Raw genomic sequence first — 24,920 nt, forward strand, 5'->3', positions numbered from 1 at the left:
AAGTTGAAGGAGTTCCTTAGAGAGGCTGAAGCTCGTACCGCTGCAACCTTACATCAAGCCATTGCACAAGGCTTAGGGCAGATTACCTTAGACGATGTACGCAGTTGGTTTACCCATGCCTGCTACTGTACTTGATTAACCTGCTCACCGCTATAAATCTCCTCGAGCTGAGGCACCTTAAACAAAGCTGTACCCCTCAGCCCGAAGGATGAATGAGTGCATTGGTAGCCTATCGCAACGTTGATGCTTGAAGGGCGAGCGCCCTACTGACCCGCATTACCCAAGCGACTTTGCGCCCGATCTCGCTCCCGATTGATTTGCCGAACCAATCCTGGCGGCAGTTGTTCTTGCTTAGTGAGCGCCTGATTAAAGTAGGCAATACTACCCCGATTGTCGCCCTGACGCACAAGGATTTGCGCCTTTAGATAAAGTACATCCGGATTATTGGGTGTCACTTTAAGAGCGCTATCGACGGCAGCTAATGCCTTAGCTTGCTGGTTTAAGTCCCGATAGCCCAGGGCAATGCCCCGATGAGCCAGGTAACGGGGAGTAGCGTATTTATCCAATCGGTTGATGGCATCGGTCGGGCTAGAAAACGGCAAGTTGAGCGAGACAAACAAATCAATATAGCCCCGCAGCAAGTTTAACTCTGGATCGCTTGAATCAATTTTTTCAGCGTTATCCAGATACTTAAACGCCTGCTGAATTTCACCCAGCGCTCGCGGTGTACCCTTGACTGTGCCGTCTTTGCTGAAGATATAAGCACTTTCTAGAAAATGCCCGACTGCCTGGTAAAGGTTGCCGCGCAACGGGTCTTTGCTAACCATGTCTGCGGCAGCTTCCCGAGTCTGAGTCGCGTAGGTTTTAAACACCTCTAGCTGTGCAGACTTTTTCGCTTCATCCTTCTCACCATCCCAGTTGATATATGCCAGTGAAGCTCGGAGCGCTTGCGTCAGCGGATCTCTTGGGTCTGCTTTCTGTGCAAACGAATCAGCTTTTTTATAGTTCCCTTGCTCAAAGAGAGCTTTGAAGGCAGCTTCGGTACGATCGCCAATTTGTCTAGCATTCGTCGTCCGAAACGGATCTTTTGCCAGGGAGGGACTCGCCCACAGGCTCAAGGAAACAAGTGTCGCACTGGCAACACGCAGCACACGGCTGGGGGTAATTTGCGAAAGGGTAGTCAACTTAACAGCCATAACATTCCAGTTAATCGGGTTTAAGAAAGCACGGTTCAAGAAAGCAGTAATCAAAAAACTAATACTAACTTGGAACCAAGTTAGTTAGAGTGGTAGGACAAAACCCTGTGCCGAAGGCAGTTTCTACAGAGTAGGGACATAGCCTAAGAACCCTTTGTGCAGGTTGGGGCGGCAGTCGTTACCTGGCTCACCCAAGTAATACGCTCTGACGCTGTGGCTGCCTGCAAGTTCCGGCAATGTCTTTACGCGATCGCTCTCTTCTTTTGACGAACGGCATGCTCCAGCTCAAAAACCTGACCTACCATCCCACTGCCAGCCACACTGCTATTCTTAAAGCCATTAATTTTCAGATTGCACCGCAGCAGATGAGCCTGGTGATCGGTCCCAGTGGATCAGGCAAAAGTACACTACTAGAAATTTTGGCTGGGCTGGCAGAAAAAACGAGCGGTGGCATCTTTTGGCGCGACCAGGAACTCATCGCACTCCAACTGCAACAACTGAGTGGTCTGGTCTTTCAGTTTCCAGAGCGCCACTTTTGTGGTGGCACTATTCTAGAAGAGCTGAGGCTGGGGCATCCAGAATTGACGAGCGATCGCATCGAGCAAGCCCTCACCGAAGTCGGACTGACCCATTTACCCCTCAGTACGTCGCCCAATGCCCTTAGTGGCGGACAGCAGCGTCGTCTTGCCTTCGCCGTGCAGCTCATTCGCCAACCGAACCTGCTGCTGTTAGATGAACCCACCGCAGGCTTAGACTGGTCAATGCGGCAACAGTTGATTGGTCTACTGGCAAAGCTTAAAGCACACTGGAGCTTGCTCGTTGTCTCCCATGATGCTGGAGAGCTAGCAGATATTGCTGACCAGTGCTGGACATTGAATCATGGTGAACTAACCGCAGTGCAACCGGATGAGCTTAAAAAAACGCGCAAAAAAATTGTAGAAGCAGGAAGGGGTGAGGAATGAGGGATAAAGGGGTGGAGGAGCTGAACTGGGCTGAGGCAGAGGAGGCAGGGGAAGTAGGGGAAGAGAAAGAGGCTGCGATGCATAAGGGGGGCGCAGAGGTAGAGACCCTCACAACATCGCCGAGGCAAAGGAAACCGCACACTACAACCCTTACGCCTGACCTGCGATCGCCCCTGTTACCTCCAATGGAGGAATGGCAATTAACGTTGCATTGGCAACCAGAAGCACATCAACAGGCGCAGTTTCAACAGCTTTATGCCCTGACGCTGGCTGGTAATCGTCAGTTTAATCTCACGCGCATTACAGAGCCAGCAGAGTTTTGGGAGAAACATCTGTGGGATTCGCTGCGAGGAGTGCAGCGTTTTTTGCACGAAGATTGGGAGTCGGGAGGCAGAAGGCAGAAGGCAGAGGGAGCGGGGGAAGCAGGGGCGGCAGAGGAGGAAGTTAAAACTCACCTCTCATCTCTCACCTCTTTCAAGGTCATCGACATTGGCACGGGTGCTGGGTTTCCAGGTTTGCCTGTGGCGATCGCTCAACCCAATTGGACGGTCACGTTACTGGATGCAACGCGCAAAAAAATTACCTTTATTGATCAGGTGATTGCCCACATGGGACTTACCAATGCCACAACGTTAGTAGAGCGGGTCGAGCAGGTGGGACAGCAACGACTTTGGCGGCAAGCCTATGATCTGGCATTGATCCGAGCGGTGGCAGCAGCACCAGTCTGTGCAGAGTATGCGCTACCGTTGCTAAAAGTTGGTGGCTGTGCGGTGCTCTATCGAGGACAGTGGTCAGAGGCTGAAACTACATCCCTGGAAGCGGCAGTCGCTGTTCTGGGTGGCAAGATCGATGCGATCGAAGCCTTTACAACTCCGCTAACGCAGGGCGATCGTCACTGCATCTATTTGAAAAAGATTGCACCCACTCCAAACGAATTTCCACGGGCGATCGGCATTCCAGCGCAGAAGCCGCTTGGGTTGGAACTGGATACTGAAGCGTAAGGGCGATCCTTCGTAATCGCCCTTACGCAATGGTGTAACTCTAATGTCGTCCACTAGGGCGACGGGAGACGGGCGATCGCGCACCAGGTCGTTCACCATCCACATGGCGGGCAGTACGTGGCGGAGCAACCGCTTGGGGCGATCGAGAGGGGGCACGATCGTGACGTTTGCTGCGAGAGGCTTGTCCACGCTGTCCGTTTTGGATGGGTTCTGGTTTGGCGTGTGGGTTTGGCTCGAACCCTGGAACGATTTCTCTCGGTAAGGGCTGCTTGATGAGCCGTTCAATATCTGCCAGCAGTTTCAGTTCATCGACGCAGACCAGCGACACCGCTTCGCCTTCGGCACCCGCACGACCCGTACGACCAATGCGATGGACGTAATCTTCAGGCACGTTGGGTAGCTCAAAGTTGACAACGTGCGGAAGATCGCTGATGTCAATGCCGCGTGCCGCAATATCAGTAGCGACTAACACCTGCAAGCTACCGTCTTTGAACTTCGCCAAGGCACGGGTACGCGCTGCCTGACTTTTGTTGCCATGAATTGCCAGCGAGGGAATGCGATCGTCCATCAACTGTTTGACTAGGCGATCAGCTCCGTGCTTGGTACGAGTAAAGACCAAAACCTGAAACCAATTGTGTTCTTTGATGAGGTGAGTTAACAGTTGACGCTTTTGCTCACGATCGACGGGATACACTTTCTGCGCGACGGTATCGGCAGTAAGGTGGCGGCGCTCTGCCTCAATCAACGTTGGGCGATCAAGCAGGCTAGACGCAAACGCTTTAATGTCGCTGGAAAACGTTGCAGAGAACAGCAGGTTTTGCCGCTGCTTGGGCAAGAGAGCAAGAATGCGGCGAATATCGCGGATAAAGCCCATATCCAACATGCGATCGGCTTCATCCAGCACCAGAATCTCAACGCGCGATAGATCTACCGTTCCTTGCTGCACGTGATCGAGCAGCCGCCCTGGGGTCGCTACGAGAATATCAACACCACCTTTGAGGCGTTGCACCTGCGGATTCATCCCCACGCCGCCAAAGATGGTCATTGAGGTGAGCCGCACATACTTGCCGTACACGCGCACGCTTTCTTCGACCTGTGCAGCCAGTTCACGAGTGGGGGTGAGAATTAACGCTCTGATGGGCGATCGTTTCTTGGGCTGGCTGCTAGACACAGACGAACGATCGCCTTTTTCCGACAAAAGATGCAAAATTGGCAGTGTGAAACCAGCCGTCTTGCCAGTACCCGTTTGAGCACCCGCTAGCAAATCACCACCGGATAGCACAGCCGGAATCGCTTGCAGTTGAATGGGTGTGGGTTCGGTATAACCGCGCTCTGTAACGGCGCGGAGAATGGCATCGGAAAGACCGAGATTGGAAAACGACATAAGGCTCCAGTAATAGCATCAGCCCCCGCCGTTAGCAGCGTCAGTCTTAGGCGGACGGATCAAAATTTTGAAGGGCTGAAAAGGCAGTAACGCTAGGACTGGAAGCGAATGCCACAGCTTTGCATTCTAGCAGAGTGTAGCTTTTTGTGTTGCCGAGTTGCGATCGCCCACTGCTCAGCCCTCAAACCTCTACTCCCGACACACCCCGCTTCCGACTCTTACTGCCTCACACGCTTCAACACCTTCAGCAACTCCTCCGTCTGCCACGGCTTCACTAAACTGTTGGCACACAGAATGCCAGATGCCGCGACCGCAGGGACACCAATTCCAGGCATGGTGCTGTCGCCAACGCGGTATAAGTCGGGAATGGGCGTTTGGGTGCTGGGAAACATGCCCTGACCAGCCGCGATCGCAGGACCATATGTTCCCTGATGGCGGCGCAGGTAGCGGGCATGGGTAAGCGGTGTACCGATTAGTTCTAAAACGATGCGCGATCGCAGATCGGGGATGACTTTTTCTAACGCTCGAAACAAGGGTTCTGCGCGTGCTTGCTTGCGTTCTGCATAGTCACCATCTCGTTGCCAGTCGGTGTAGAGTTCTAAAGTGTATGCATGAACAACATGATGACCTGGTGGAGCGAGAGTAGCGTCCCACACAGAGGGAATAGAGATCATGCAGGTGTTGCCCGGAACGGTGATGTCCTGTTTGGCCTCGTGCAGGACAACATGATGTCCCGTGAGATGCTCCAACCCGTCAGCCCGAATGCCCAGATGCAAATGCATAAAGCTATCGACAGCGGGGGTTGCTAAGGCTGTTTGACGATAGGTTGCGGGTAAAGCGTCCGGTTTCAATAGGTGATTGTACGTGTCCCAAATAGTGGCGTTGGAGATGATGATCGTCGCCTTCAAGATCTCACCATTTCGCAAGCGCACCCCCACCGCTTTACCAGCTTCCACCAAAATCTGCTCCACATGAGTACCGAGTCGTAACGTACCGCCCCATTGTTGCAAGCCCCGTACCAATGCCTGCACAATTGCGCCACTGCCACCGATGGGATAATCGATCACCGATCGCGTCCGTTCGCCAAACATGAAGGCAACTTCGGGTGCGATCGTCCCCTCGGCTTTCAGACCAGAAAGCAAAAAGCATTCTAAATCAATCAAGCGTCGTAACCAGGGGTCATGCAGGTCGCGCATTAAGTCGGCAACTGAGCTTTGGACGGCACCCAGTTGGGGCAGAAGTTTGAACAAGGCAGGCAAATAGCGACCCAGAAGGACAGGCACCAAATTGAAGTCTGCCCGTAACGCCAAAGTAGGAATGCCTCGCAGCGCGTCATACAAACCCAGCAGCCGTTTTTCGAGTCGAGCTAATTCTGCTGCACCCTGCGGTGTAATTTGCGCGATCGCTTCCCGATAGCGATCGACATTGCCGTAAACCGGGAAGGTGCCTTCAGGAAAGTGGTAATGCCCCATCGGGTCGTAGGCGACCGCGGGCACCGTTTCACCTAACACATCCAACACCTGTCGTAATGGATTGAGCGAGTGGCGATCGCTCAGACCACAGTAAAACGACGGCCCTGAATCAAACTCAAAGCCCTGTCGCGAGAAGCTATGCGCCGCGCCGCCCGGAATCGTGTGGCTCTCACAAACCACGACTCGCTTGCCGTAACGAGCCAACAGCGATCCTGCAACCAGACCACCAATGCCGCTGCCAATGACGATAACCTCATACTCGCTAGGATTAATCTGTTTCGACATGCTCGATTTATCCTGCTAAAAGCCGTCAAGAAACGCCTTTGGCATTGTAACGAGCTACAGAGCAAGGTGGAGATCAGCGGTCAGCGGTCAGCTTTTAGGCCGTTAGGAAACTAGAGTTTGCCAAGCCGATCGCGCAAAATTTCCGCTTGCTTCTCGGCTTCTGCCAGGGTTGCCCGTGCGCCTTCGACGACATCCGCAGGGGCTTTATTGACGAAGCCAGGATTGCCGAGACGACCAGACAAGGACTGGATTTCAGCCTCCACCCGTTTGAGATCACGTTCGATCTTGGTACGCTGTGCCCCCAGATCAACGACACCTGCTAGCGGAATCACGACCTGTACAGTACCGACTACGCCTGCGATCGCCTGGGATGCATCGGTGTCTACCTGCGCTGCATCATTAATAGTCGTAATGGTCAGGGTTTCCACTTTCGCCAGTTCTTTGATGTAAGCCTGTCCAGCGGTGAGGATTTGCTGTTCGCGATCGCTCTCCGTCTGCAAAATGGCGGTGACTTTCACCGCTGGCTTAATTTCGGCATCGGCACGTAAATTGCGAATGGTGCGAATGGTGCCGATGAGTAAGTCAAACTGCTGTTCTAAGGCGGAATCAATCAGGCTGGCATCCACCTCAGGATATGGTTGCAGCGCCAGGTAGCGATCGTCGCCTGCTTGCGTCAACGTGTGCCAGATCTCCTCAGTGATGTGTGGCGTGAAGGGATGCAGCAGCTTGAGAATGCCTTCCAAAACAAAGACCAGCACGTTTTGAGCCGTGCGCTTCGACTCAGCATCATCGCCTAGTAGCCGTGGTTTGACCAGTTCAATATACCAATCGCAGAAGTCGCCCCAGATGAATTCATAGAGACCTTTGGCGGCTTCGCCTAACCCGAAATTGTCGATTTGGTCGCGGGTTTGCTGCGTGACCTGGTGGAAGCGAGAGAGAATCCAGCGATCGGCGAGTTCGAGGGAGTGGGGAGTGGGGAGTGGGGAGTGGGGGGTAGACAACTGCAACTCCCGACTCCCGATTCCCGACTCCCCACTCCCCAGATTCATCAACACAAAGCGAGAGGCGTTCCACAGCTTATTAGTAAAGTTGCGGGACGCTTCCACAGTGGCGGATTCATCAGTTTTGCGGTTGTACTCCAGGCGGATATCCTGTCCGGCTCCGGCTACTTCGCGGATCAGCGTATAGCGGAGGGCATCGGTGCCGTATTTGTTGATTAACAACAGCGGGTCGATGCCGTTGTTGGACGATTTGGACATCTTTTTGTTGTTTTCGTCCCGCACCAAGCCGTGAATGTAAACGGTCTGGAAGGGCATCTGCCCAGTAAAGTGCCCTGCCATCATGGTCATGCGGGCAACCCAGAAGAAGATGATGTCGAAGCCCGTCACCAACGTTGTAGTGGGATAGTAACGCGCCAGATCTGCTGTTTGTTCGGGCCAGCCTAGCGTCGAAAAGGGCCACAGCCCTGATGAGAACCAGGTATCGAGCACATCGGGATCTTGCACCAACTGCACGTCAGCTCCAAACTGAGCGATCGCTTTCTCTTGTGCCTCCGCTTCATTCTTCGCCACTACAAAGGGCGTATCGTCTGTGATTTCGCCGCCTGTTTCGTTGACAGCATACCAGGCAGGAATTTGATGCCCCCACCAGAGTTGACGCGAAATGCACCAATCCCTCAAGCTGACGAGCCAATCGCGATAGACTTTCGTCCAGCGATCGGGCACAAAGGCAGGCGAATGCTGCTGATCCAGAAACTCCAGCGTCTGGTCTGCCATCGGTCGAATTTTGACGAACCATTGAGTGGAGAGCAGCGGTTCGACGGGCACTTTACCGCGATCGCTGTAGGGCACCGTATGCTTGTAGTCCTCGATCTTGACCAGAAAGCCTTCTGCTTCTAGCTGCGCGACCACATTCTTCCGGGCTACAAAGCGATCTTGCCCCTGAAAAGCGCCTGCATTCTCATTCAGAGAACCGTCTTTGTTCATGATGTTGATGAAGGGCAGATTGTGGCGTTTGCCCATCTCAAAGTCATTCGGATCGTGGGCAGGGGTAACTTTAACGCAACCTGTCCCAAAGGTGGAATCTACATACTCGTCCGCAATGATGGGGATTTGCCGACCCACGAGAGGTAGCGTCAGGGTTTTGCCAACAAAGGCTTTATAGCGATCGTCGTTGGGATTCACCGCAACGGCTGTATCGCCCAGCATTGTCTCTGGTCGTGTGGTTGCCACTTCCACAAAGCCAGAGCCATCGGTGAGCGGATAGCGGAAGTGCCACAGATGCCCGTTTACTTCCCGATTCTCAACTTCAAGGTCAGACACGGCAGACTGGGTGGCAGGGCACCAGTTGACGAGATATTTGCCACGATAAATTAGCGCTTCGTCATAGAGTTTGACAAACGCCTCTAGCACTGCCTCAGATAGCCCTTCATCCAGAGTGAATCGCTCTCGCGACCAGTCCACCGAAAGCCCTAACCGTCGTAGTTGACCCACGATCGTGCCACCCGATTCTTCTTTCCATGCCCAGGCACGTTCTAAATACGCTTCTCGCCCCACATCCTGACGCTTCTTCTTCTGCGCCTTTAGTTCTTTATCGAGAATCGCGCTGACTGCAATACTGGCATGGTCGGTGCCCGGTAACCAGAGGGTGTTGCGCCCTAGCATTCGGTGATAGCGCACCAAGACATCAATTAAGGAATGCTCAAAAGCGTGCCCCATGTGTAAACTGCCCGTCACGTTGGGCGGCGGAATTACAACGCAGTAGGGTTCACCGGGATGGTTGGGGTCGGCTTTAAATACGTCGTTGGCTTCCCATAATTGCTGCCACTTGGCTTCGGCGGTTGCGGGATCGTACTGGCTGGGCAAATTGGGGGTTGCGGCGGTCATGGGAGCAGCTACGTGTATTTAACTTTGATACATTCTGCCACGATGCGCGGTTAGGATGTGCCCCTTGGTAGCGTCACTTAGGAATGCTTTGTAGCCATTCCCGGAGCGATCGCAGGGCGGTCATCAGTCCCAGCGCATCGCTTTCGTCAATAAATTGCAGAATTCGACCGGCGGGCAAAAATGGAAACGCCAGCCCATGAGCCGCTTCAATGTAGTGATCGCCCTCTAAACAATAGATCTGCAAGGTTCCTTTGAGAAAATCATCACCGAGTTGACTAACGTAGCGCCACACTTCAGCGACACCGATCGCGGCATAGAGCGCAAGCCTGTCACTTGTACGCGGGCTAAAGGAAACGTCCAGCACTAAATCGGGTGGTGGATCGACCGCAAGATCGATCGCTCTCTTACCGCCCACTGCCACAGCGTGTTGGATGTAGTAACCGGTCTCTGGTTCGATCGCGATGCCCAAATCAGGACGCTTCAATGTGGGTGCCTTGTAGCCTTCCACGCGCAACGCCCCTTCATCTGCCAGCACAAGGATCAGCGACTCGATAAGCTTATGGCAGCGATCGTGTTCCTCCAGTGGTGTCATTAGTTCCAGGCGATTGCGATCGAACGTGAAGCGAGCCGATCGTTCTGCGCCCATTTCTGCCAGTAGTGTTTCAAACTGCTGCCAGCTTACTTTTTCCAGCACGACTCGTTGTTCGCTGGGTTTCGGTGCTTTTGCCATGAATCGTTCGTAGGAATGCGCTTGTTTCTATTAACGCATCTGTAAGGCGAAGCGCGATCGCACGGCTTCAATGATCGTCGGGCAAATGATCCGTGTATTGATTAATCGCTTCTACCATGCTCTGCGAATACGGTTCAAGAATTGTGGCGGAGACGTGCAATGCTGCTAACGCATCCGAAAAGTCTTCTGAATCAGGGTTAGCCGTCTGTAGCGTATTGAGTGCCGCGATCGCCCGTTCTAACTATGGTTGATAATCAGCCAAGTGTGCCTTGAGCAATGCTAAAGAGTTAGCGTACGTCACTGTCATTTTTTAAGTCTCCTTTCTAACTTGGCAATTTGCTGTCGGCACACTGCCACTGTTTTTTCCCACTTTGCAATGAGTCCTTGCCGCTGTTGTTTAGGGGGTCTGCTCAACTCACCCGCAATCTTCTGTAAATGGTCGTCTAACGCGCGATGCTGACTCTCTAGCTGCTTGCGGTACTCTTTATTCTTCGCGTCATACCTTACGTTGTGTTCTATCGCCCTTAAGGCTGACGGAATTCTTTGACAAGGCAATAATGAAAGGCAAAAGTTGCTAGGGCGTGAGCATTAGGGAACGCTAGCAGGAGATCTCAAGTAACAGATCCCGCAGCAGCATTTTTGCCAACAGCATATGCCCATCAATGAGTGACATCAAGCCATACTACGAAATGCTTGGGCTAAAACCAGGCGCATCGCCAGCCGAAGTGAAGCAAGCCTACCGCAGTCTAGCTAAGATTTGGCATCCCGATCGTTTTGCCCATGACTTGCCACTTAAGCAGCAAGCCGAGACGAAAATCAAAACCATTAATGAGGCATATCAGCAACTCAAGCTCTACCAATCTGAATCTGAACAGCCATTTACGCCTCAGTCAACATCTCAGCAAACATCTCGAACAGAAGTTGTTACTAGACCATCAAATGCAGAGACTTGCTATAAGCGTGGGGCAGAAAATGTTAAGGCGGGCAAGTATAAAGAAGCGCTAGACGACTTTAGTACAGCGATTCGTCTGAACTCAGATTACGCTGAAGCATACCGCTATCGGGGTTTTGTAAACTCACTGTTAGGCTTTGAACTGGGAGCGGAGGCAGATTTAGCCAAAGCAGCAAAATTAGGGCTACAGCAGAATGTTGCGGCGCGGTCGTCGTCTGCTCAAACCACGAATGATTCTATAAGACAGCAGACACAATCATCATCCGTTCCACGATCGACTCCACAACCAGCAGTAGAAAGGCGATCGCCTACGCCACCTCCCTGGGTCTGTGTCAAAACGCTACCAGATCATACTGACGTTGTTTCCACTGTCGCCGTGAGTCGGGATGGCAAGTTGCTTGCTAGCGGCAGTTGGGACAAAACTATTCAGCTTTGGAATCTCCGCACAGGCAAACGCATTTGCACCTTCAACGGGCATTCAGAGCCAGTGTGGTCGGTTGCGTTTAGTGCCGATGGGCAACTCCTCGCTAGCGGCAGCAAAGACGGAACCATCAAGCTATGGTACTTGCAGACAGGTACATTACTCCGCACTTTTACCGGGCATGCAGACGCGGTGAAATCGATCGCGATTAACCCCGACAAACGTACCTTGGTCAGCGGTAGCTGGGATAGCACTGTGAAATACTGGGATTTGAGTACTGGCAGACTCATTCGCACGTTGTCTGGTCAGAGCACTCCGGTGTGGTCAGTGTCAATCAGCCTAGATGGAACAATGCTTCTGAGCGGTGGTGAAGACTCAACCGTGAGGTTTTACCACGTCAAAACGGGAGAGCTATTGAGAACGTTCACTGCACATTCCAAGGCTGTGCTTGCTGTTGCCATTAGTCCTGATAGTCGGCAGTTTGCCAGTGGCGGCAATGATTGTGAGGTTAAGCTTTGGTCTACGATCGCCAACAACCCAAACCGAACGCTGCTGGGACACACTGGTTTAATTCGTACTGTTGCCTTTAGCCCAGATGGTCAGACGCTTGCCAGTGGTAGTGAAGACCAAACGATCAAACTCTGGAACGTCAACACGGGCGATCGATTGGGCAACTTGACCGATCACACAGGCGCAATCGCCGCTCTTACTTATACCCCAGATGGACAAACGCTGATCAGTAGCAGTTTCGACAAAACGATTAAATTCTGGCAGCGCTCTTGAAAAAGACAACAACGCTTAACCGCTGTACAGTAGAGTGAGAAGCCGTTACAAACTGAAACAGTGGATTCCTCGCCAGCCGCAAAACCTCAACTCAAACGCCGATCGCTCCAGACGACACCAGCCAAGATTTTTCACTGGGTCAACATCGTTAGCCTGTTCTTAATGCTGACCAGTGGCTTGCAGATTTACAATGCCAATCCAGTCTTTGGTGGGCGTGAAGGGTTCCACTTTCCCTTCTTTGGCTTACTGGGTGGCTGGTTAGCAGGTGGACGGCACTGGCACTTTGCCGCCATGTGGTTTTTCTCGCTCAATCTGCTCTGGTATAGCGTGTATGTACTGGTGACGCAGCGGTGGCAGCATCGCTATGTGGGCGGCAACGACATCAAAGCACTGAAACAGAGCAAGAATCCCAAACGACGTGTTTATGCATGGCATCGCCTTGTTTATACGTCCATTATCCCAATTTTGCTGCTGGCGCTTTTGAGCGGTATTGGTATGTATAAACCCGCTCAGTTTCACTGGATTGTTGATTTTTTCGGTGATTGGTTTGCGATCCGCGTCACACACTTTCTCACGGTGCCGATTGTGATTGCGTTTGCGATCGCCCACTCTCTCCTTGCCTTCAAAGCAGGCGGCGATCGACTCGTAGATTCCATGTTTTTGGACGAGAAGGTAGAAAGCTAGAAGGCTAAAGGCTAAAAGCTAAAAGTGAGTGTTCACATCAACTCAACACTCAAAACTTCCCCTAACTCATAATTTTCCTTATCCCTCTCATGTCCCCAACTGACGACACTCCTGACTCTCTCCCTCGCCGTAGTTTTCTTCGCATCGCTGGTCTGACCGGCGCAGGCTGGATTGTGGGCACCGCTGGGCTAACGCTGGCAGAAGGCTTGGCAGGCAAGCTGTTTATGCCTGTGAACGATCGCCTGGATGCACTCTTGCTGAATCCCCAAAAGCTCATACCAGAGTTTCCTGTGAGCGCGATCGAGCCAGCGGCACTTATTGAGAATACGTTTCGGTTTGTGCCACGGATTGACCCAGGAGTGTTTCGCTTGACGGTGGATGGTGCTGTAAACAAGCCGCTAAGTCTGGATTTAACGACGCTTCAGCAGATGCCGCTCACATCAATGGTGGTTCGCCATGTCTGTGTTGAAGGGTGGGCAGCGATCGTGCAGTGGGGCGGCATCCGACTGAGTGATCTTATTGCACTGGCACAACCAAAGGCAGACGTGCGCTACGTCTATTTTCAATCAGCCGATGGCTATTACGAAAGCTGGGATCTCGCATCAGTGCTGCACCCTCAAACCATGCTGGCATATCAAATGAATGGTGCGCCACTGCCTGCCAAGAATGGTGCGCCGCTACGTCTCGCCTCGCCGCTAAAGCTAGGTTACAAGCTGAGTAAGTGGGTGACAGGCATTACGCTGGTGAGCGAGCTATCGCAGCAGCGAGGCTATTGGGAAGATTTGGGCTATGAGTGGTTTGCAGGGCTTTAGGGGTATCAGCGTACAGCACGCACGTTGAAGAAGGGTCGTGGAGGGGTAAAAGCGTGGAGGGGTGAAGGGTGGAACTGATACAAGTAAGACTGTTTGGAAGTAGCGGAACTTTAGGGCTGCAAGATTAATTGCCATTCAACTGCTTTTGGGTTCCATGTTGGCATAGCAGTTTCGTCCACAACGTAGGGTCCCCAGTAGCGCCCGGAGCCGTCTTGAGCAAATGCAACCAGTACATCCCCTTTCTTTAGCTTGAGGGTACGATCGGGCAACGACACCAGCAACCCATTCGCACCACCTTCTTCGGGTGCAAAATCCCAGTGGGCAGGCACTTCGTAGTTGGCTGGCTTATCTGGCTGGGCGATCGCCGACTCTGTCTTACCGCTGCCCTGCTTTACCTCTTGTTTTGGCAACAGCGCCACCCGTACTGGATAACTAGTCGGATTGCCAACTCGCAAGACACCACTCCGGCTGCTAGCCGTACCAACACGCTTGTCAGGAAGCACTTCAACGGGCTGGGCTGCTGTGGGTACAGGAACAGGTTTAGCGCTGGGTGCAACGGTTGGCTGATTCGTTGGCTGCGTAGCTGGCGAAGCGGGCACGGCTTTAGGCACCTCGCTCTCAGCTGAAGGTAGATCGATTGCAGAGGGCACGATCGCGCTGGTAGTAAAGCGTTGATAAACGACCCACCCACTGACCAGACATAAAAGCGCTGCCAAGGTTGCACCAACAACGGGGTAGCATCGCGATTTCATATACCTAGCTGGTTTGCCCGCCATGGTTTGCCTGCCATCCACATCCACATCCCTGCTTTAGTAATAGCAATCTTTCAGTACCTGCGGGAAAGAAATATTCTAAAGTGAGACAGAGAAAACGTTGAGCTGGTCAATGCTGTCCTGGCGGTTTGAAGCGACCACCTGCTCGATGATCGAGACCGTCCATCAAGAGCCATTCAGCTATGCAAAATACTCGTCTCAACAGTTTGGTGGATCGGACGACCGATCGCCTGGGCAGTTGGCTGCAAAACCCGTGGCGACGCGTCTCGGTTCTAATCATCAGCCTGTTGTTCGGTAACTATGTTGGACCCGCGCTTTCTCTGGTTGCAGGTCAACAAGGGCAGGTAGACATCATTGTTGCCGCGCTAGTCGTCGCGTTGACCGAACTAATCAGTCTGTTTGCGTATCGCCGGAGACCCGAAGGGACGCGATCGCTCTTGCTGGATTCTCTCAATGCCTTCAAGGTTGGCTTAACGTACAGCTTGATTGTGGATGCATTCAAGCTTGGCTCATAAACAGTGGTTAAAAGTCAGATTGGAATTTATTGCCTCCTGCCTTCTGCCTCCTATCCTCTGCTTCCTGCCTTCTGCCCTCCGCCTTCTGTAAATGCTATAAATCGAACTAGACGCTCACTCATTGCCCATGTCTCCTACTGATTTGTCCTCTGCTGATTTGTCTGCTGCTAACTTATTGCCTCACGTGTCTACTGTGACTCAGGAGAAGTTTGCGGCGCTGCGATCGCACCTTGCCACTCATCGGTTAGATAGTTACCTTGTGCCTGCCGCTGACGAACATTTGAATGAATACTTACCAGAGGCAAAGCGGCGACGGATCTGGTTGAGTGGCTTTTCGGGTTCGGCTGGCGATTTGCTTGTCGGTCAAGAGACGGCGTGGCTGTTTGTCGATTCGCGCTATTACGAACAGGCGGATCTAGAAGTTGATCCGACGTTGATGCAGGTATCCAAGCTGGGGCTGGACGGGCAGAAAACTTTGGAGGAAAGGCTGGAAGCGCTGGGTCGAGAGGCAACGCAAGCAGGCAGCCGTTTTCGCCTGGGGTTTGACCCGTTTACGCTGACGGTAAGTCAGTTTCGCAACTTTCAGAAGCAGTTGGAACCATCGGGGGTCGTGTTAGTGCCGATCGCTGGCAATCTGGTCGATCGCGTCCGCCTGCAACAGCCCTGGGTGAGTGCAGAACCGTTGCCAACCTATGCTGATGCCAAATTGTTTTACCTGCCCGACGCACTGACGGGAGAAACGATTGAACAAAAGCTAAAGCGCGTCAGAGAGGCGATGCACAAAGCGAATGCAGACGTGTTGCCCATCACCAAGCTCGACCAAATTGCGTGGCTCTACAACCTGCGTGGTTGGGATGTCCCGTATAACCCGGTGTTTATTGCTTATACGATCGTCACGCCCAAGGCTGCCTACCTGTTCACTAATCTCGATCGCATTGATCTCGACTTGCAAGCATTCTTGCAAAAACAGGTGACGCTGCAACCGTATGAACTCTATGGAGAGACATTGAAGGCACTCGTTGCCCAGGCTCCAAACCAGCGGGTACTTATCGATCGCAAGCACACGACAATGGGAACCCATGAGCTGCTTACCGATCCCGTTGCCCCGATCGCCTGCAAAATTGTCGAGGGAAGCAACCCGATCGAGGGCATGAAAGCCCGCAAGAACGCGATCGAAATCTCGCAGATGCAGCAGGCAAACCTGAAGGCAAGCCGCGCCAAAACTCGTACTCTAAAGTGGGTTTCTGATCAATTCAACAGCAAAGAAACGCTCACAGAAGCCGATGTCGCTGCAACCGTGGAACAGTTTTATGCCGAAGAAGCTGATTTTCAAGGCTTGAGCTTCAACACGATCGCTGGAGCCGGAGCTAATAGCTCGATCGTCCACTACGGCACCCCTAACCCTCAGCGAGTGCTGCATGACGGCGAATTTCTGCTGCTCGATTCTGGTGCACAGTACGCCTCCGGCACCACAGACGACACACGCACATTGATTGTCGGCGACCCCACGCCAGAGCAAGTGGAATGCTACACCGAAGTTTTGAAAGCTCACATTAACTGTGCCATGCAGCGCTTTCCCAAAGGCACCACCGGAGCGCAACTGGACGGCATTACGCGATCGACCCTCTGGTTTGCAGGGCTAGACTACGGGCACGGTACGGGACATGGAGTAGGCGCGTTTCTCAATGTGCACGAAGGTCCAAATGGTATCAGCAAGCGAGTCAGCGAACCACTGGAACCGGGCATGGTGACTAGCATTGAACCAGGCTTTTACAAATCAGGCTGGGGCGGCATCCGTATCGAAAATCTGTACGTCGTTAAGGATCTAACACCCGCAGGCGAAATGTCAGAAACAGACGCAAAGCCAGATCCCAACAAGCTCACCTGGTATGGCTTTGAGCCACTAACCTACATTCCCTTCGACAAACGCCTGATCGATCGCGATCGCCTTGACGAGCGTCACCAGGCATGGCTGGCACAGTATAACGAGGCGATCGTTGCTAGGCTCACCCCCACACTTAGCCCCGAAGAAGCCACCTGGCTCCAGGAGGTTTGTACCGTTTAGCCACCCTTGCAACGTTTGGATGATTGGCAAAAACCGTGATGCTATTGATGAGATTGAAGCCATGACGATCGCCACCCAGCAACCCATCACCCTCGAAGCCTTTCTGAAACTGCCAGAAACAAAGCCTGCCAGTGAATACATCAATGGCGCAATCATCCAAAAGCCAATGCCAAAGGGAAAGCATAGCCAACTTCAGTTGAGACTCTGTAATGCTGTCAACGAGATCGGAGTAGCCCAACAAACCGTCTATGCCTTGCCGGAATTGCGCTGCACGTTTGGTACACGCTCGCTCGTGCCGGATGTGGCTGTGTTCCAGTGGTCGCGTATTCCCTTTGATGCTGATGAAGAAATCCCTAACGATTTGTTGATGCACCCAGATTGGGTCATTGAAATTCTTTCGCCTGAGCAGGCTTCAAACCACGGCACAGGGAACATTCTGCATTGTCTCCATCATGGTTGCAGCTTGGGTTGGCTGATTGATCCCGGCGATCGCTCCATTCTTGCCTTCCTACCGAAACAAGAGCCAGTGCTGTATGAAGGTAATGACCTACTCCCAGTGCTGGCAGGAGTGCCGCTAGAACTGACCGTACAGCAGGTTTTCAATTGGCTCAAAATGTCCGGCTAGTTCGTCATCGTGATCATGGCTGCAAGCATTGAGTAGCAACCGCCGGAACTCCACACCGCTGCTAGCGTCTGCCTTGTAAGTCTTAGCATGACTGAGCGTTTCAGTCCTTTAGCAACCCGCATTTTAGGGGTGAGCTTTACTAGCAGATTCCGTCTGGACAAACAGTAAGCGTGACTGCAACGTATACGTCTAATCTAGATTTTGAATGGGCTAGGATGAGCGTAAGAATAATGCTATGCAGTGCTTTCATCCTGGTCTCACAGTTGTGAAAAACAACGTGAGCGGCTAGAGGTGCGATCGGTTTCAGTGCTTTGACTTAACGTTTTACACTTGCGGACTGGACAGTACAACAATGAAGATTTCCATTTATAAACAAGGCAACGTACGCAAATCTCCCTGGAAAACGCCAGCGGCTTACTTGTTACTGCCACTCTTAGGAGCAGGGACAGCGCTGCTAGGTGATCACTGGCTGTCGTCTAACACGGCTTCGACCCAGGTGGCGGTCGCCCAAACAGCCCGTCCTCCAGCACAAACCCAGTTGCTTGCCCAGACACCCAACCGCAGTAGCGCCATTCTTTCGTCTAGCGATCCCAACTTTGTTGTCAACGTGGTTGATCGCGTGGGTCCTGCTGTCGTGCGTATTGACTCCTCGCGTACCGTCAAAAACCGCCGACCCGCCATCTTTAATGATCCGTTTTTTCGACAGTTTTTTGGCGATGTGCCAACGGGTCCATCGACTCGCGTTGAGCGTGGCACCGGTTCCGGGTTCATCATCAAAAACGATGGGCTAATTTTGACCAATGCGCACGTAGTGGATGGTGCCGATACTGTAATCGTGACGCTGAAAGATCAGCGTGAGCTAAAAGGCAAGGTGCTGGGCGTTGACCCCCTCACTGATGTCGCTGTCATCAAAGTAGAAGCAACCAATCTGCCGACTGTTAGCATCGGCAATTCCGATCAACTGCGACCAGGCGAATGGGCGATCGCGATCGGCAACCCCCTCGGTCTCGACAATACTGTGACAGTCGGTATTATCAGTGGTACGGGTCGCACCAGTTCGCAAATCAAAGCGCCCGATAAGCGCGTAAGTTTTATCCAAACCGATGCTGCGATTAACCCTGGCAACTCTGGTGGTCCCTTGCTCAATCAGCGTGGCGAAGTCATCGGCATGAACACCGCTATTATTGGAGGTGCCCAAGGCTTAGGGTTTGCCATTCCCATCAATACCGCGCAGCAAATCTCAAACCAACTTGTCACCACTGGTAAGGCGAGCCACCCGTATCTGGGCATCCGCATGACAACCCTCACACCAGAGCTGAGGAAGCAGGTCAACAGCGACCCTGAAGCAGGTATCACCGTAAAAGAAGACAGCGGTGTGCTGGTTTATCGTGTGATGCGTGGTTCTCCGGCGGCTCAAGCAGGGCTTCAACCCGGTGACGTAATCCAGAAAATCAATGGTCAGCCCGTTAAAACAGCGGACGGTGTGCAGCAAGCCGTAGCACAGAGTTCCGTTGGCGGTAGTCTTCAGGTAGAGTTTAAGCGCAATGGACAAACGATGACGCTGGCAGTCCGCCCTGGTGCGTTCCCTACGCAGACAGCGCAGACGGAGTAAGGGATTCAGGGCAGGAGAAGGGATGAGGGATGAATGGCTTTCTCTCCCTTGCCTCCCCTGCTCCCTCTGTCCCCTTGCCTCCCGGCTTTCCTCACATAGACGATCGCTTTAGACCAAAAATATCCATTTGTTGTCACGTCCTATGCCTGAGTTGCTTGAAGTAATCGAGTTGGGAAACCCCATTCTGCGTCAGAAAGCGCAGCCTGTGCAGGATGTTCAGTCAGAACGCATTCAAACGCTGGTTGAAAATCTACTGATCACGGTTAAAGAGGCAAATGGGGTTGGCATTGCTGCACCACAAGTTGCCCAGTCCGATCGCCTTTTCATCGTGGCATCGCGTCCGAATCTGCGGTATCCCAACGCACCAATGATGGAGCCGACAGCCATAATTAATCCACGCTTGCTTGCCCATGCTGATGAAACAGTAACGGGGTGGGAAGGTTGCCTCAGCATTCCAGGTATTCGGGGAAAGGTGCCTAGATATCGAGCGATCGAAGTTGAATACACCGGACGTGACGGCAAGCTTCATAAGCAGGAGTTGACCGATTTTGTGGCTCGTATTTTTCAGCACGAACTCGATCATTTGGATGGCATTGTGTTCGTCGATCGGATAGACAGTACGCAAGACCTCAGCACCGAGCGCGAATACCAGCGCCTTTTCCCAGGTTAATCAAACTAACGGAAAAACAGGTAACGAGCGCCAATAACGAAGAGAAAAATGCCGTAGAGCTTTTTCATCAGGGCGCTGCTGATAAAGGGTTGATTGGCAAACAATGCACCAAATAAAAAGCCGACAAAAAGTCCAGCCGCAATAAAGAGTGCATCCCGAATGCTGAGGTTGCCTTCTCTGTAATAGACCGCAGCGCCGAGAAGACCGATCGGCAAAATTTGGGCGGCGATCGAGGTTCCTGTTGCAAATTTTTGATCCATCCCCAGCAGCAGCACCATTGCAGGCACCATAATGGCACCCCCACCAATGCCAAACATCCCTCCTGCAACACCAGCTACTAAACCGATGAGCAACAGTTGAACCATCAATAGAGACATAGCTTCATTCCGCTCAGCGCTGTTAAGTACACACTGAGACTACTTATAGCAGTACTTAGACATGAGTTCGGTCTAGAAATGCACGAAGTTCAGGAAAAGGCTCAGGACTAAAGGAATTGCAGACATTGTGACGGTACAAGGCGTAGTTCGCCTGATTGGAAGCGATCGCACTCAATCCAGTAAGCAGTGTAGGTTTGATCGCTATCAGCAAAGTTGACTTGTTCCTGCTGATAGAATGTCTGATCGACAAAATCACAGCGGTAAAGCTGAACAAATTCATGCCCCGGCTTGCCATCAAAGGTGAATACGTTTTCCAGACAGCCGAGATAGTGAATGTTCGTTAGTTCTGCCTGAAGTTCCTCTCGAAATTCTCGCTTCAGCGCTTCCAGGCTTGTTTCGCCAAACTCAATACCACCGCCCAACGCACGATAGAAGTAATCCTGTTTTACGGGATCAAACCCTTCCGAAACAAACAGACGCGAGCCATTTTGAATGAAGCCCAACGCGATCGCTCGTATCCTATGTCCCAACTCCTCACTCCTCACCTAATTCAAATCACTGGTATCCAAAAATGTATCTGATCGATAGCGACTGTCACCTGTTGTCCAGTCTTCGTTTTCACCACCAATAATTAGGCTTTCAAGGACAACATAATCTTTGCTGAACTGACGCAGGGCGGTGATAAGTACATCTAGGGCGATCGCATCACTGGTACCGAGGTCAAACCAACAGCGTCCCCAGTTGCCCTCGTATTCCACCTCGCCCATATTGTGCATCAACGCCACCATGCTGCTGTCAGCCAGATCATCGTCGTATTCCATCTGGCTCACTTCTAGCCCCATGTCTTGCACCTGGAGGTTTTCGGCATTAAAGCCGCCAAGCTTGCCTAGAAAGAACCAGGAATTGAAGACTTCCTCAACGTACTGTTTTTCCATTTCCGAGGGCACTGTGCTGAACTCGATCCAGATCCAAACGTTAAAGGGATCAAATTCTCGAAACTGTACGTTCATCTTGATACTCCTGCATTCCCGAGAAAAATTAAAATCGCAAAACTAAAAATGGTACAGGTAAGTGATGCTCGCTTTTAGCCTTTAACTTTTAATTCATTACTGATTCTTAGCTATCATGACACGGCACAAACGGCTAATAGACCCGTCCTTTCCAGGCTCCACCCTCGCCGCGCCAGTGACGGAGGGCAGAATCGAGCGTCATGATGGTGTAAAGGAAGGCGATCGCGGGTAGCCCCAATGCCAACAGGTGTGGGCATTGATAGAGCCGCAGCGTTGGCAAATACGCCACACCAATAAGCAGCCAGGTGATAAGTCCAACCAGGGCGATCGTCCACTGTCCAGTGAGAAGTCCCGCGATCGTGCTCACAGGTGGCACTACATAAATGATCGTCATGCCAACTAACGTTCCAAACAGCAGCAACGGCGAATAGTTGAGTTGAGTAAAAGCAGTACGAGCCACCATATCCCAAATCGTTTTAAGCGACGGATAGGGGCGTAAACTGTGGGTTTGGCGAGTCAGCCCCAACCAGATTTTGCCCGTCGGATATGGGGTTTGGGGTGTGGGGTGTGGAGTGAGAAGTGAGGAGTGTGGGATGAATCCAGAAGTTTGCCCCCCTGCTTCCCTAGCTTCCCCTGTCTCCTGCCCTCTGCCCTCTGCCTCCTGCCCTCTGCCCTCTGCCTCCTGCCCTCTGCCTCCTGCCTTCTTCCCCCTGCCTCCTGCCTCCTGCCCTCTGCCCAGCCCCTTCACTGCCTGCGCCAGAGAACAGTCATCAATCAGCGCTTGACGAAGAATTTGCAGACCACCGATTTGTGTCAGAGCGTCGCGACGTAGGAGAATACAGCCTCCAGCCGCAGCCGCAAGCTTACGGTTCGGATCATTTGCCCAGCGGAACGGGTAGAGCTTTTGGAAGAAAAAGACGAACGCAGGAATCAGAAGTTTTTCCCATGTGCTCTTGCAGCGCAACAACACCATCAACGAAACCAGATCCAGGTCATCTGCCTGTGCTTTGGCGACCAATTGATGTAGGTTTTCGGAGTGATGCGAAATGTCAGCATCCGTTAGCAAAAAGTAGTCAGGCGGTGGTGACAGCGTTTGGGCGTAGCGAACGCCTTGTTCCATTGCCCACAGTTTGCCCGTCCAGCCAACCGGAAGTGGTTCAGCAGTGATCACCGTTAGCCTTGAGGGGTCAAGAGCCTGAGCCGTCTGCCGTGCGACAGCAGCAGTGCCATCAGTACTCTGATCATCAACCAGGATGATGCGAAGGTTGGGATAGCCCTGCGTAAGGAGCGATCGCAGCGTCACGGGCAGCAGATCGGCTTCGTTACGGGCGGGGATGATGGCGCAGACAGTGGGGAGCGGGGAGTGGGGAGTGGGGAGTGGAGAAAGAGTACCTTCTGCCTTCTGCCTCCCGTCGGCTGATGCTCTGGGAAGCCTGCCTTCTGCCTCCTCATCCAAAAACTGATCCGATCGCCAAAACTGCCCGCGTCCAAACAGCAGCACGAGCCAGATGATGAGCGACAGCAGCGTTATTCCCAAGCCAATTTCAGCCATTACCAATTGCCAAGACTCTTCACTAAGGGGCAAAATACAACATCTGCCAATTGTAACGACAGGTGTATCGGTAAAATTGGCAAAAGCGGTGTGTTGAGGATGGACAGACGGTATGCAAACTCAGGAACAGGGTGTCGGGAACAGTGCAACGGCTGGGTTGATCGGAGTGAATGAGGCGATCGCCCGCAGTCAGAATTACTTGCTATCGCTTCAGTATCCAGAGGGTTACTGGTGGGCAGAGCTAGAGTCGAACGTCACCATTACGGCAGAAGTGGTGTTGCTGCATAAGCTTTGGGGCACCGACAAAACCCGTCCATTGCATAAAGTAGAGGCGTATCTGCGATCGCAGCAGCGTGAGCATGGCGGTTGGGAACTGTTCTACGGTGATGGTGGTGAACTGAGTACTTCCGTTGAAGCGTACATGGCGCTCCGGTTGTTGGGCGTACCGGCTACCGATCCAGCGTTGCAAAAGGCGCGATCGTTCATTTTGCGACGGGGCGGCATCAGCAAGACACGCATTTTCACCAAGTTTCATCTAGGGTTGATTGGCTGCTACGACTGGCGAGGCTTGCCCTCCATTCCATCGTGGGTCATGCTGCTGCCGGATGCTTTTCCAGTCAACATCTATGAACTGTCTAGCTGGGCGCGGGGTAGCACGGTACCCCTGCTAATTGTGTTCGATCGCAAACCCGTTTATATTACTGAGCCAGCCATCAGTCTGGACGAACTGTATACCGAGGGACGTACCAACGTGCGCTTCGAGTTACCGCGTCAGGGCGACTGGACAGATCTTTTCGTGCATCTGGATAGTGCCTTCAAACTAGCGGAAGACTTGAACCTGGTGCCGTTTCGGCAAGAAGGAATCGATGCTGCCGAAAAATGGGTGCTCGAACGCCAGGAAGCCACCGGGGACTGGGGCGGCATTATTCCCGCCATGCTGAACTCTCTGCTAGCACTCCGGGCATTGAATTACGACGTAGCTGATCCGATCGTCGAGCGAGGTCTAAAAGCCGTTGATAACTTTGCGCTCGAAACTGACGAGCATTACTGGATTCAGCCCTGCATTTCGCCTGTGTGGGATACAGCCTTAGTAATGCGCTCGCTCGTTGATTCTGGTCTCGCTCCCGATCATCCGGCTCTAGTACGCGGTGGCAAATGGCTGCTAGAGAAGCAGATTCTCGACTATGGCGACTGGGCAGTCAAAAACCGCAAAGGCAAACCCGGAGCCTGGGCGTTTGAGTTTGACAATCGCTTTTATCCCGATGTGGATGATTCTGCGGTTGTAGTGATGGCGCTCTGTGCCGTCCAGTTGCCCAACGAAGCCTTGAAACAAGCGGCGATCGATCGTGCCGTAGACTGGATTGCTACCATGCAATGCACTCCCGGTGGTTGGGCAGCCTTTGACCTCAACAATGATCAGGATTGGCTCAACGCCATCCCCTACGGCGATCTCAAAGCCATGATCGACCCCAATACGGCAGATGTGACTGCGAGAGTGCTGGAAATGGTCGGGAAGTTGGAAACCAGGCAGAAGGCAGAAGGCAGAGGGCAGAAGGCAGTTTCAACTCAAAACGCTCTCCCCACTCCCTACTCCCTACTCCCCACTCCCGCCGTCGATCGCGCCCTCGCCTATCTCCGCGCAGAGCAGGAACCCGAAGGCTGCTGGTTTGGTCGCTGGGGTGTGAACTACATTTACGGGACGAGTGGCGTACTGGCAGCGCTGTCGTTAGTAGCGGCCGAAACCCACCAGCGAGAAATTGAGCGGGGTGCAAGCTGGCTGGTGAGTTGCCAAAATGCGGACGGGGGCTGGGGGGAAACCTGCTTTAGCTACAACGATCCATCATTAAAAGGGCAGGGAGACAGTACCGCGTCGCAAACGGCGTGGGCGCTGATTGGACTAATGGCAGCAGGCGACGCAACTGGGACGTATGCGATGGATACACTTGATCGTGGCATCCAATACCTTCTCCAAACTCAACAACCCGATGGCACCTGGAATGAGGACTACTTCACAGGTACAGGTTTTCCCTGTCACTTTTACCTGAAGTATCACCTCTATCAACAGCACTTTCCACTAACGGCGATCGGGCGTTATCGACTCATCAAGTAACGTTTAGCGGTTGCGATAACGTTCCCAATCACCGGACTCAGAAA

The 24,920-nt window shown here is 52.7% G+C and carries 22 protein-coding genes; 12 read left to right on the top strand and 10 right to left on the bottom strand.

Annotated features, from left to right (window positions below; all coding sequences use genetic code 11):
• Positions 1-263: 263 nt before the first annotated feature.
• Positions 264-1,196: a Sll0314/Alr1548 family TPR repeat-containing protein gene (locus H6F76_RS03760; protein ID WP_190506063.1), complete on the bottom strand. Its 933-nt coding sequence runs from the start codon at positions 1,194-1,196 to the stop codon at positions 264-266.
• 275 nt (positions 1,197-1,471) lie between these two features.
• Here H6F76_RS03760 and H6F76_RS03765 point away from each other — a divergent pair, with 275 nt between their 5' ends.
• Positions 1,472-2,158: an energy-coupling factor ABC transporter ATP-binding protein gene (locus H6F76_RS03765; protein WP_190506065.1), complete on the top strand. Its 687-nt coding sequence runs from the start codon at positions 1,472-1,474 to the stop codon at positions 2,156-2,158.
• 185 nt (positions 2,159-2,343) lie between these two features.
• Positions 2,344-3,159 carry a 16S rRNA (guanine(527)-N(7))-methyltransferase RsmG gene (gene rsmG, locus H6F76_RS03770; RefSeq protein ID WP_199321895.1) on the top strand — a complete coding sequence of 272 codons (816 nt, stop codon included), beginning with the start codon at positions 2,344-2,346 and terminating at the stop codon, positions 3,157-3,159.
• Positions 3,160-3,199: 40 nt separating this feature from the next.
• Here the strand turns inward: rsmG and H6F76_RS03775 are convergent, their stop codons facing one another.
• From H6F76_RS03775 to H6F76_RS03790, 4 genes are all read right to left on the bottom strand, one after another.
• Positions 3,200-4,543 carry a DEAD/DEAH box helicase gene (locus H6F76_RS03775; protein WP_190506067.1) on the bottom strand — a complete coding sequence of 448 codons (1,344 nt, stop codon included), beginning with the start codon at positions 4,541-4,543 and terminating at the stop codon, positions 3,200-3,202.
• A gap of 218 nt (positions 4,544-4,761) precedes the next feature.
• The gene (locus H6F76_RS03780) at positions 4,762-6,300 is read right to left on the bottom strand and encodes an NAD(P)/FAD-dependent oxidoreductase (RefSeq protein ID WP_190506069.1); all 1,539 of its coding nucleotides are present in this window, start codon (positions 6,298-6,300) and stop codon (positions 4,762-4,764) included.
• 110 nt (positions 6,301-6,410) lie between these two features.
• A complete protein-coding gene (locus H6F76_RS03785; protein WP_190506071.1) occupies positions 6,411-9,185 on the bottom strand; it encodes a valine--tRNA ligase in 2,775 nt (924 codons plus the stop codon).
• Positions 9,186-9,258: 73 nt separating this feature from the next.
• Entirely contained in the window at positions 9,259-9,915 is a 657-nt protein-coding gene (locus tag H6F76_RS03790) for a Uma2 family endonuclease (RefSeq protein WP_190506073.1), read from the bottom strand.
• Between the two features lie 116 nt (positions 9,916-10,031).
• Between H6F76_RS03790 and H6F76_RS30885 the strand changes: the two genes are divergently transcribed.
• The 4 genes from H6F76_RS30885 (at position 10,032) to H6F76_RS03805 (ending at position 13,567) form a co-directional block, all read left to right on the top strand.
• Positions 10,032-10,166, top strand: a complete 135-nt coding sequence (locus H6F76_RS30885; RefSeq protein ID WP_277881182.1) for a hypothetical protein — start codon at positions 10,032-10,034, stop codon at positions 10,164-10,166.
• A 411-nt stretch (positions 10,167-10,577) separates the two neighbouring features.
• Positions 10,578-12,071, top strand: coding sequence for a DnaJ domain-containing protein (locus H6F76_RS03795; protein WP_190506075.1), 1,494 nt, complete (start codon positions 10,578-10,580; stop codon positions 12,069-12,071).
• 60 nt (positions 12,072-12,131) lie between these two features.
• Positions 12,132-12,755: a cytochrome b/b6 domain-containing protein gene (locus tag H6F76_RS03800; protein WP_190506077.1), complete on the top strand. Its 624-nt coding sequence runs from the start codon at positions 12,132-12,134 to the stop codon at positions 12,753-12,755.
• A gap of 89 nt (positions 12,756-12,844) precedes the next feature.
• A complete protein-coding gene (locus H6F76_RS03805) occupies positions 12,845-13,567 on the top strand; it encodes a molybdopterin-dependent oxidoreductase (RefSeq protein WP_190506079.1) in 723 nt (240 codons plus the stop codon).
• 110 nt (positions 13,568-13,677) lie between these two features.
• Here H6F76_RS03805 and H6F76_RS03810 read toward each other — a convergent pair whose 3' ends face one another.
• Positions 13,678-14,319, bottom strand: coding sequence for a hypothetical protein (locus H6F76_RS03810; protein ID WP_190506081.1), 642 nt, complete (start codon positions 14,317-14,319; stop codon positions 13,678-13,680).
• A 203-nt stretch (positions 14,320-14,522) separates the two neighbouring features.
• Between H6F76_RS03810 and H6F76_RS03815 the strand changes: the two genes are divergently transcribed.
• The 5 genes from H6F76_RS03815 (at position 14,523) to def (ending at position 19,827) form a co-directional block, all read left to right on the top strand.
• A complete protein-coding gene (locus H6F76_RS03815) occupies positions 14,523-14,855 on the top strand; it encodes a DUF565 domain-containing protein (RefSeq protein WP_190506083.1) in 333 nt (110 codons plus the stop codon).
• Between the two features lie 127 nt (positions 14,856-14,982).
• Entirely contained in the window at positions 14,983-16,920 is a 1,938-nt protein-coding gene (locus H6F76_RS03820) for an aminopeptidase P family protein (protein WP_190506085.1), read from the top strand.
• 61 nt (positions 16,921-16,981) lie between these two features.
• Entirely contained in the window at positions 16,982-17,545 is a 564-nt protein-coding gene (locus H6F76_RS03825; protein WP_190506157.1) for a Uma2 family endonuclease, read from the top strand.
• Between the two features lie 352 nt (positions 17,546-17,897).
• Complete coding sequence (locus H6F76_RS03830; protein WP_190506088.1) at positions 17,898-19,157, top strand: HhoA/HhoB/HtrA family serine endopeptidase; 1,260 nt, start codon at positions 17,898-17,900, stop codon at positions 19,155-19,157.
• 142 nt (positions 19,158-19,299) lie between these two features.
• Complete coding sequence (def, locus tag H6F76_RS03835) at positions 19,300-19,827, top strand: peptide deformylase (protein ID WP_190506090.1); 528 nt, start codon at positions 19,300-19,302, stop codon at positions 19,825-19,827.
• Positions 19,828-19,832: 5 nt separating this feature from the next.
• On the opposite strand, the gene H6F76_RS03840 is transcribed toward def, so the two are convergent.
• The 4 genes from H6F76_RS03840 to H6F76_RS29960 form a co-directional block, all read right to left on the bottom strand.
• A complete protein-coding gene (locus H6F76_RS03840) occupies positions 19,833-20,204 on the bottom strand; it encodes a TSUP family transporter (protein ID WP_190448409.1) in 372 nt (123 codons plus the stop codon).
• Positions 20,205-20,311: 107 nt separating this feature from the next.
• Positions 20,312-20,734, bottom strand: a complete 423-nt coding sequence (locus tag H6F76_RS03845; protein WP_190506091.1) for an NUDIX hydrolase — start codon at positions 20,732-20,734, stop codon at positions 20,312-20,314.
• Between the two features lie 15 nt (positions 20,735-20,749).
• Complete coding sequence (locus H6F76_RS03850; RefSeq protein WP_190448407.1) at positions 20,750-21,214, bottom strand: DUF3531 family protein; 465 nt, start codon at positions 21,212-21,214, stop codon at positions 20,750-20,752.
• Positions 21,215-21,347: 133 nt separating this feature from the next.
• On the bottom strand, positions 21,348-22,766 hold the full coding sequence (locus H6F76_RS29960; RefSeq protein WP_190506093.1) for a glycosyltransferase: 1,419 nt from the start codon (positions 22,764-22,766) through the stop codon (positions 21,348-21,350).
• 112 nt (positions 22,767-22,878) lie between these two features.
• Here H6F76_RS29960 and shc point away from each other — a divergent pair, with 112 nt between their 5' ends.
• Complete coding sequence (gene shc / locus H6F76_RS03860) at positions 22,879-24,876, top strand: squalene--hopene cyclase (protein WP_190506094.1); 1,998 nt, start codon at positions 22,879-22,881, stop codon at positions 24,874-24,876.
• Positions 24,877-24,920: the final 44 nt, after the last annotated feature.

It is taken from the genome of Leptolyngbya sp. FACHB-321 (assembly GCF_014695975.1).
Lineage (GTDB): Bacteria > Cyanobacteriota > Cyanobacteriia > Leptolyngbyales > Leptolyngbyaceae > Stenomitos.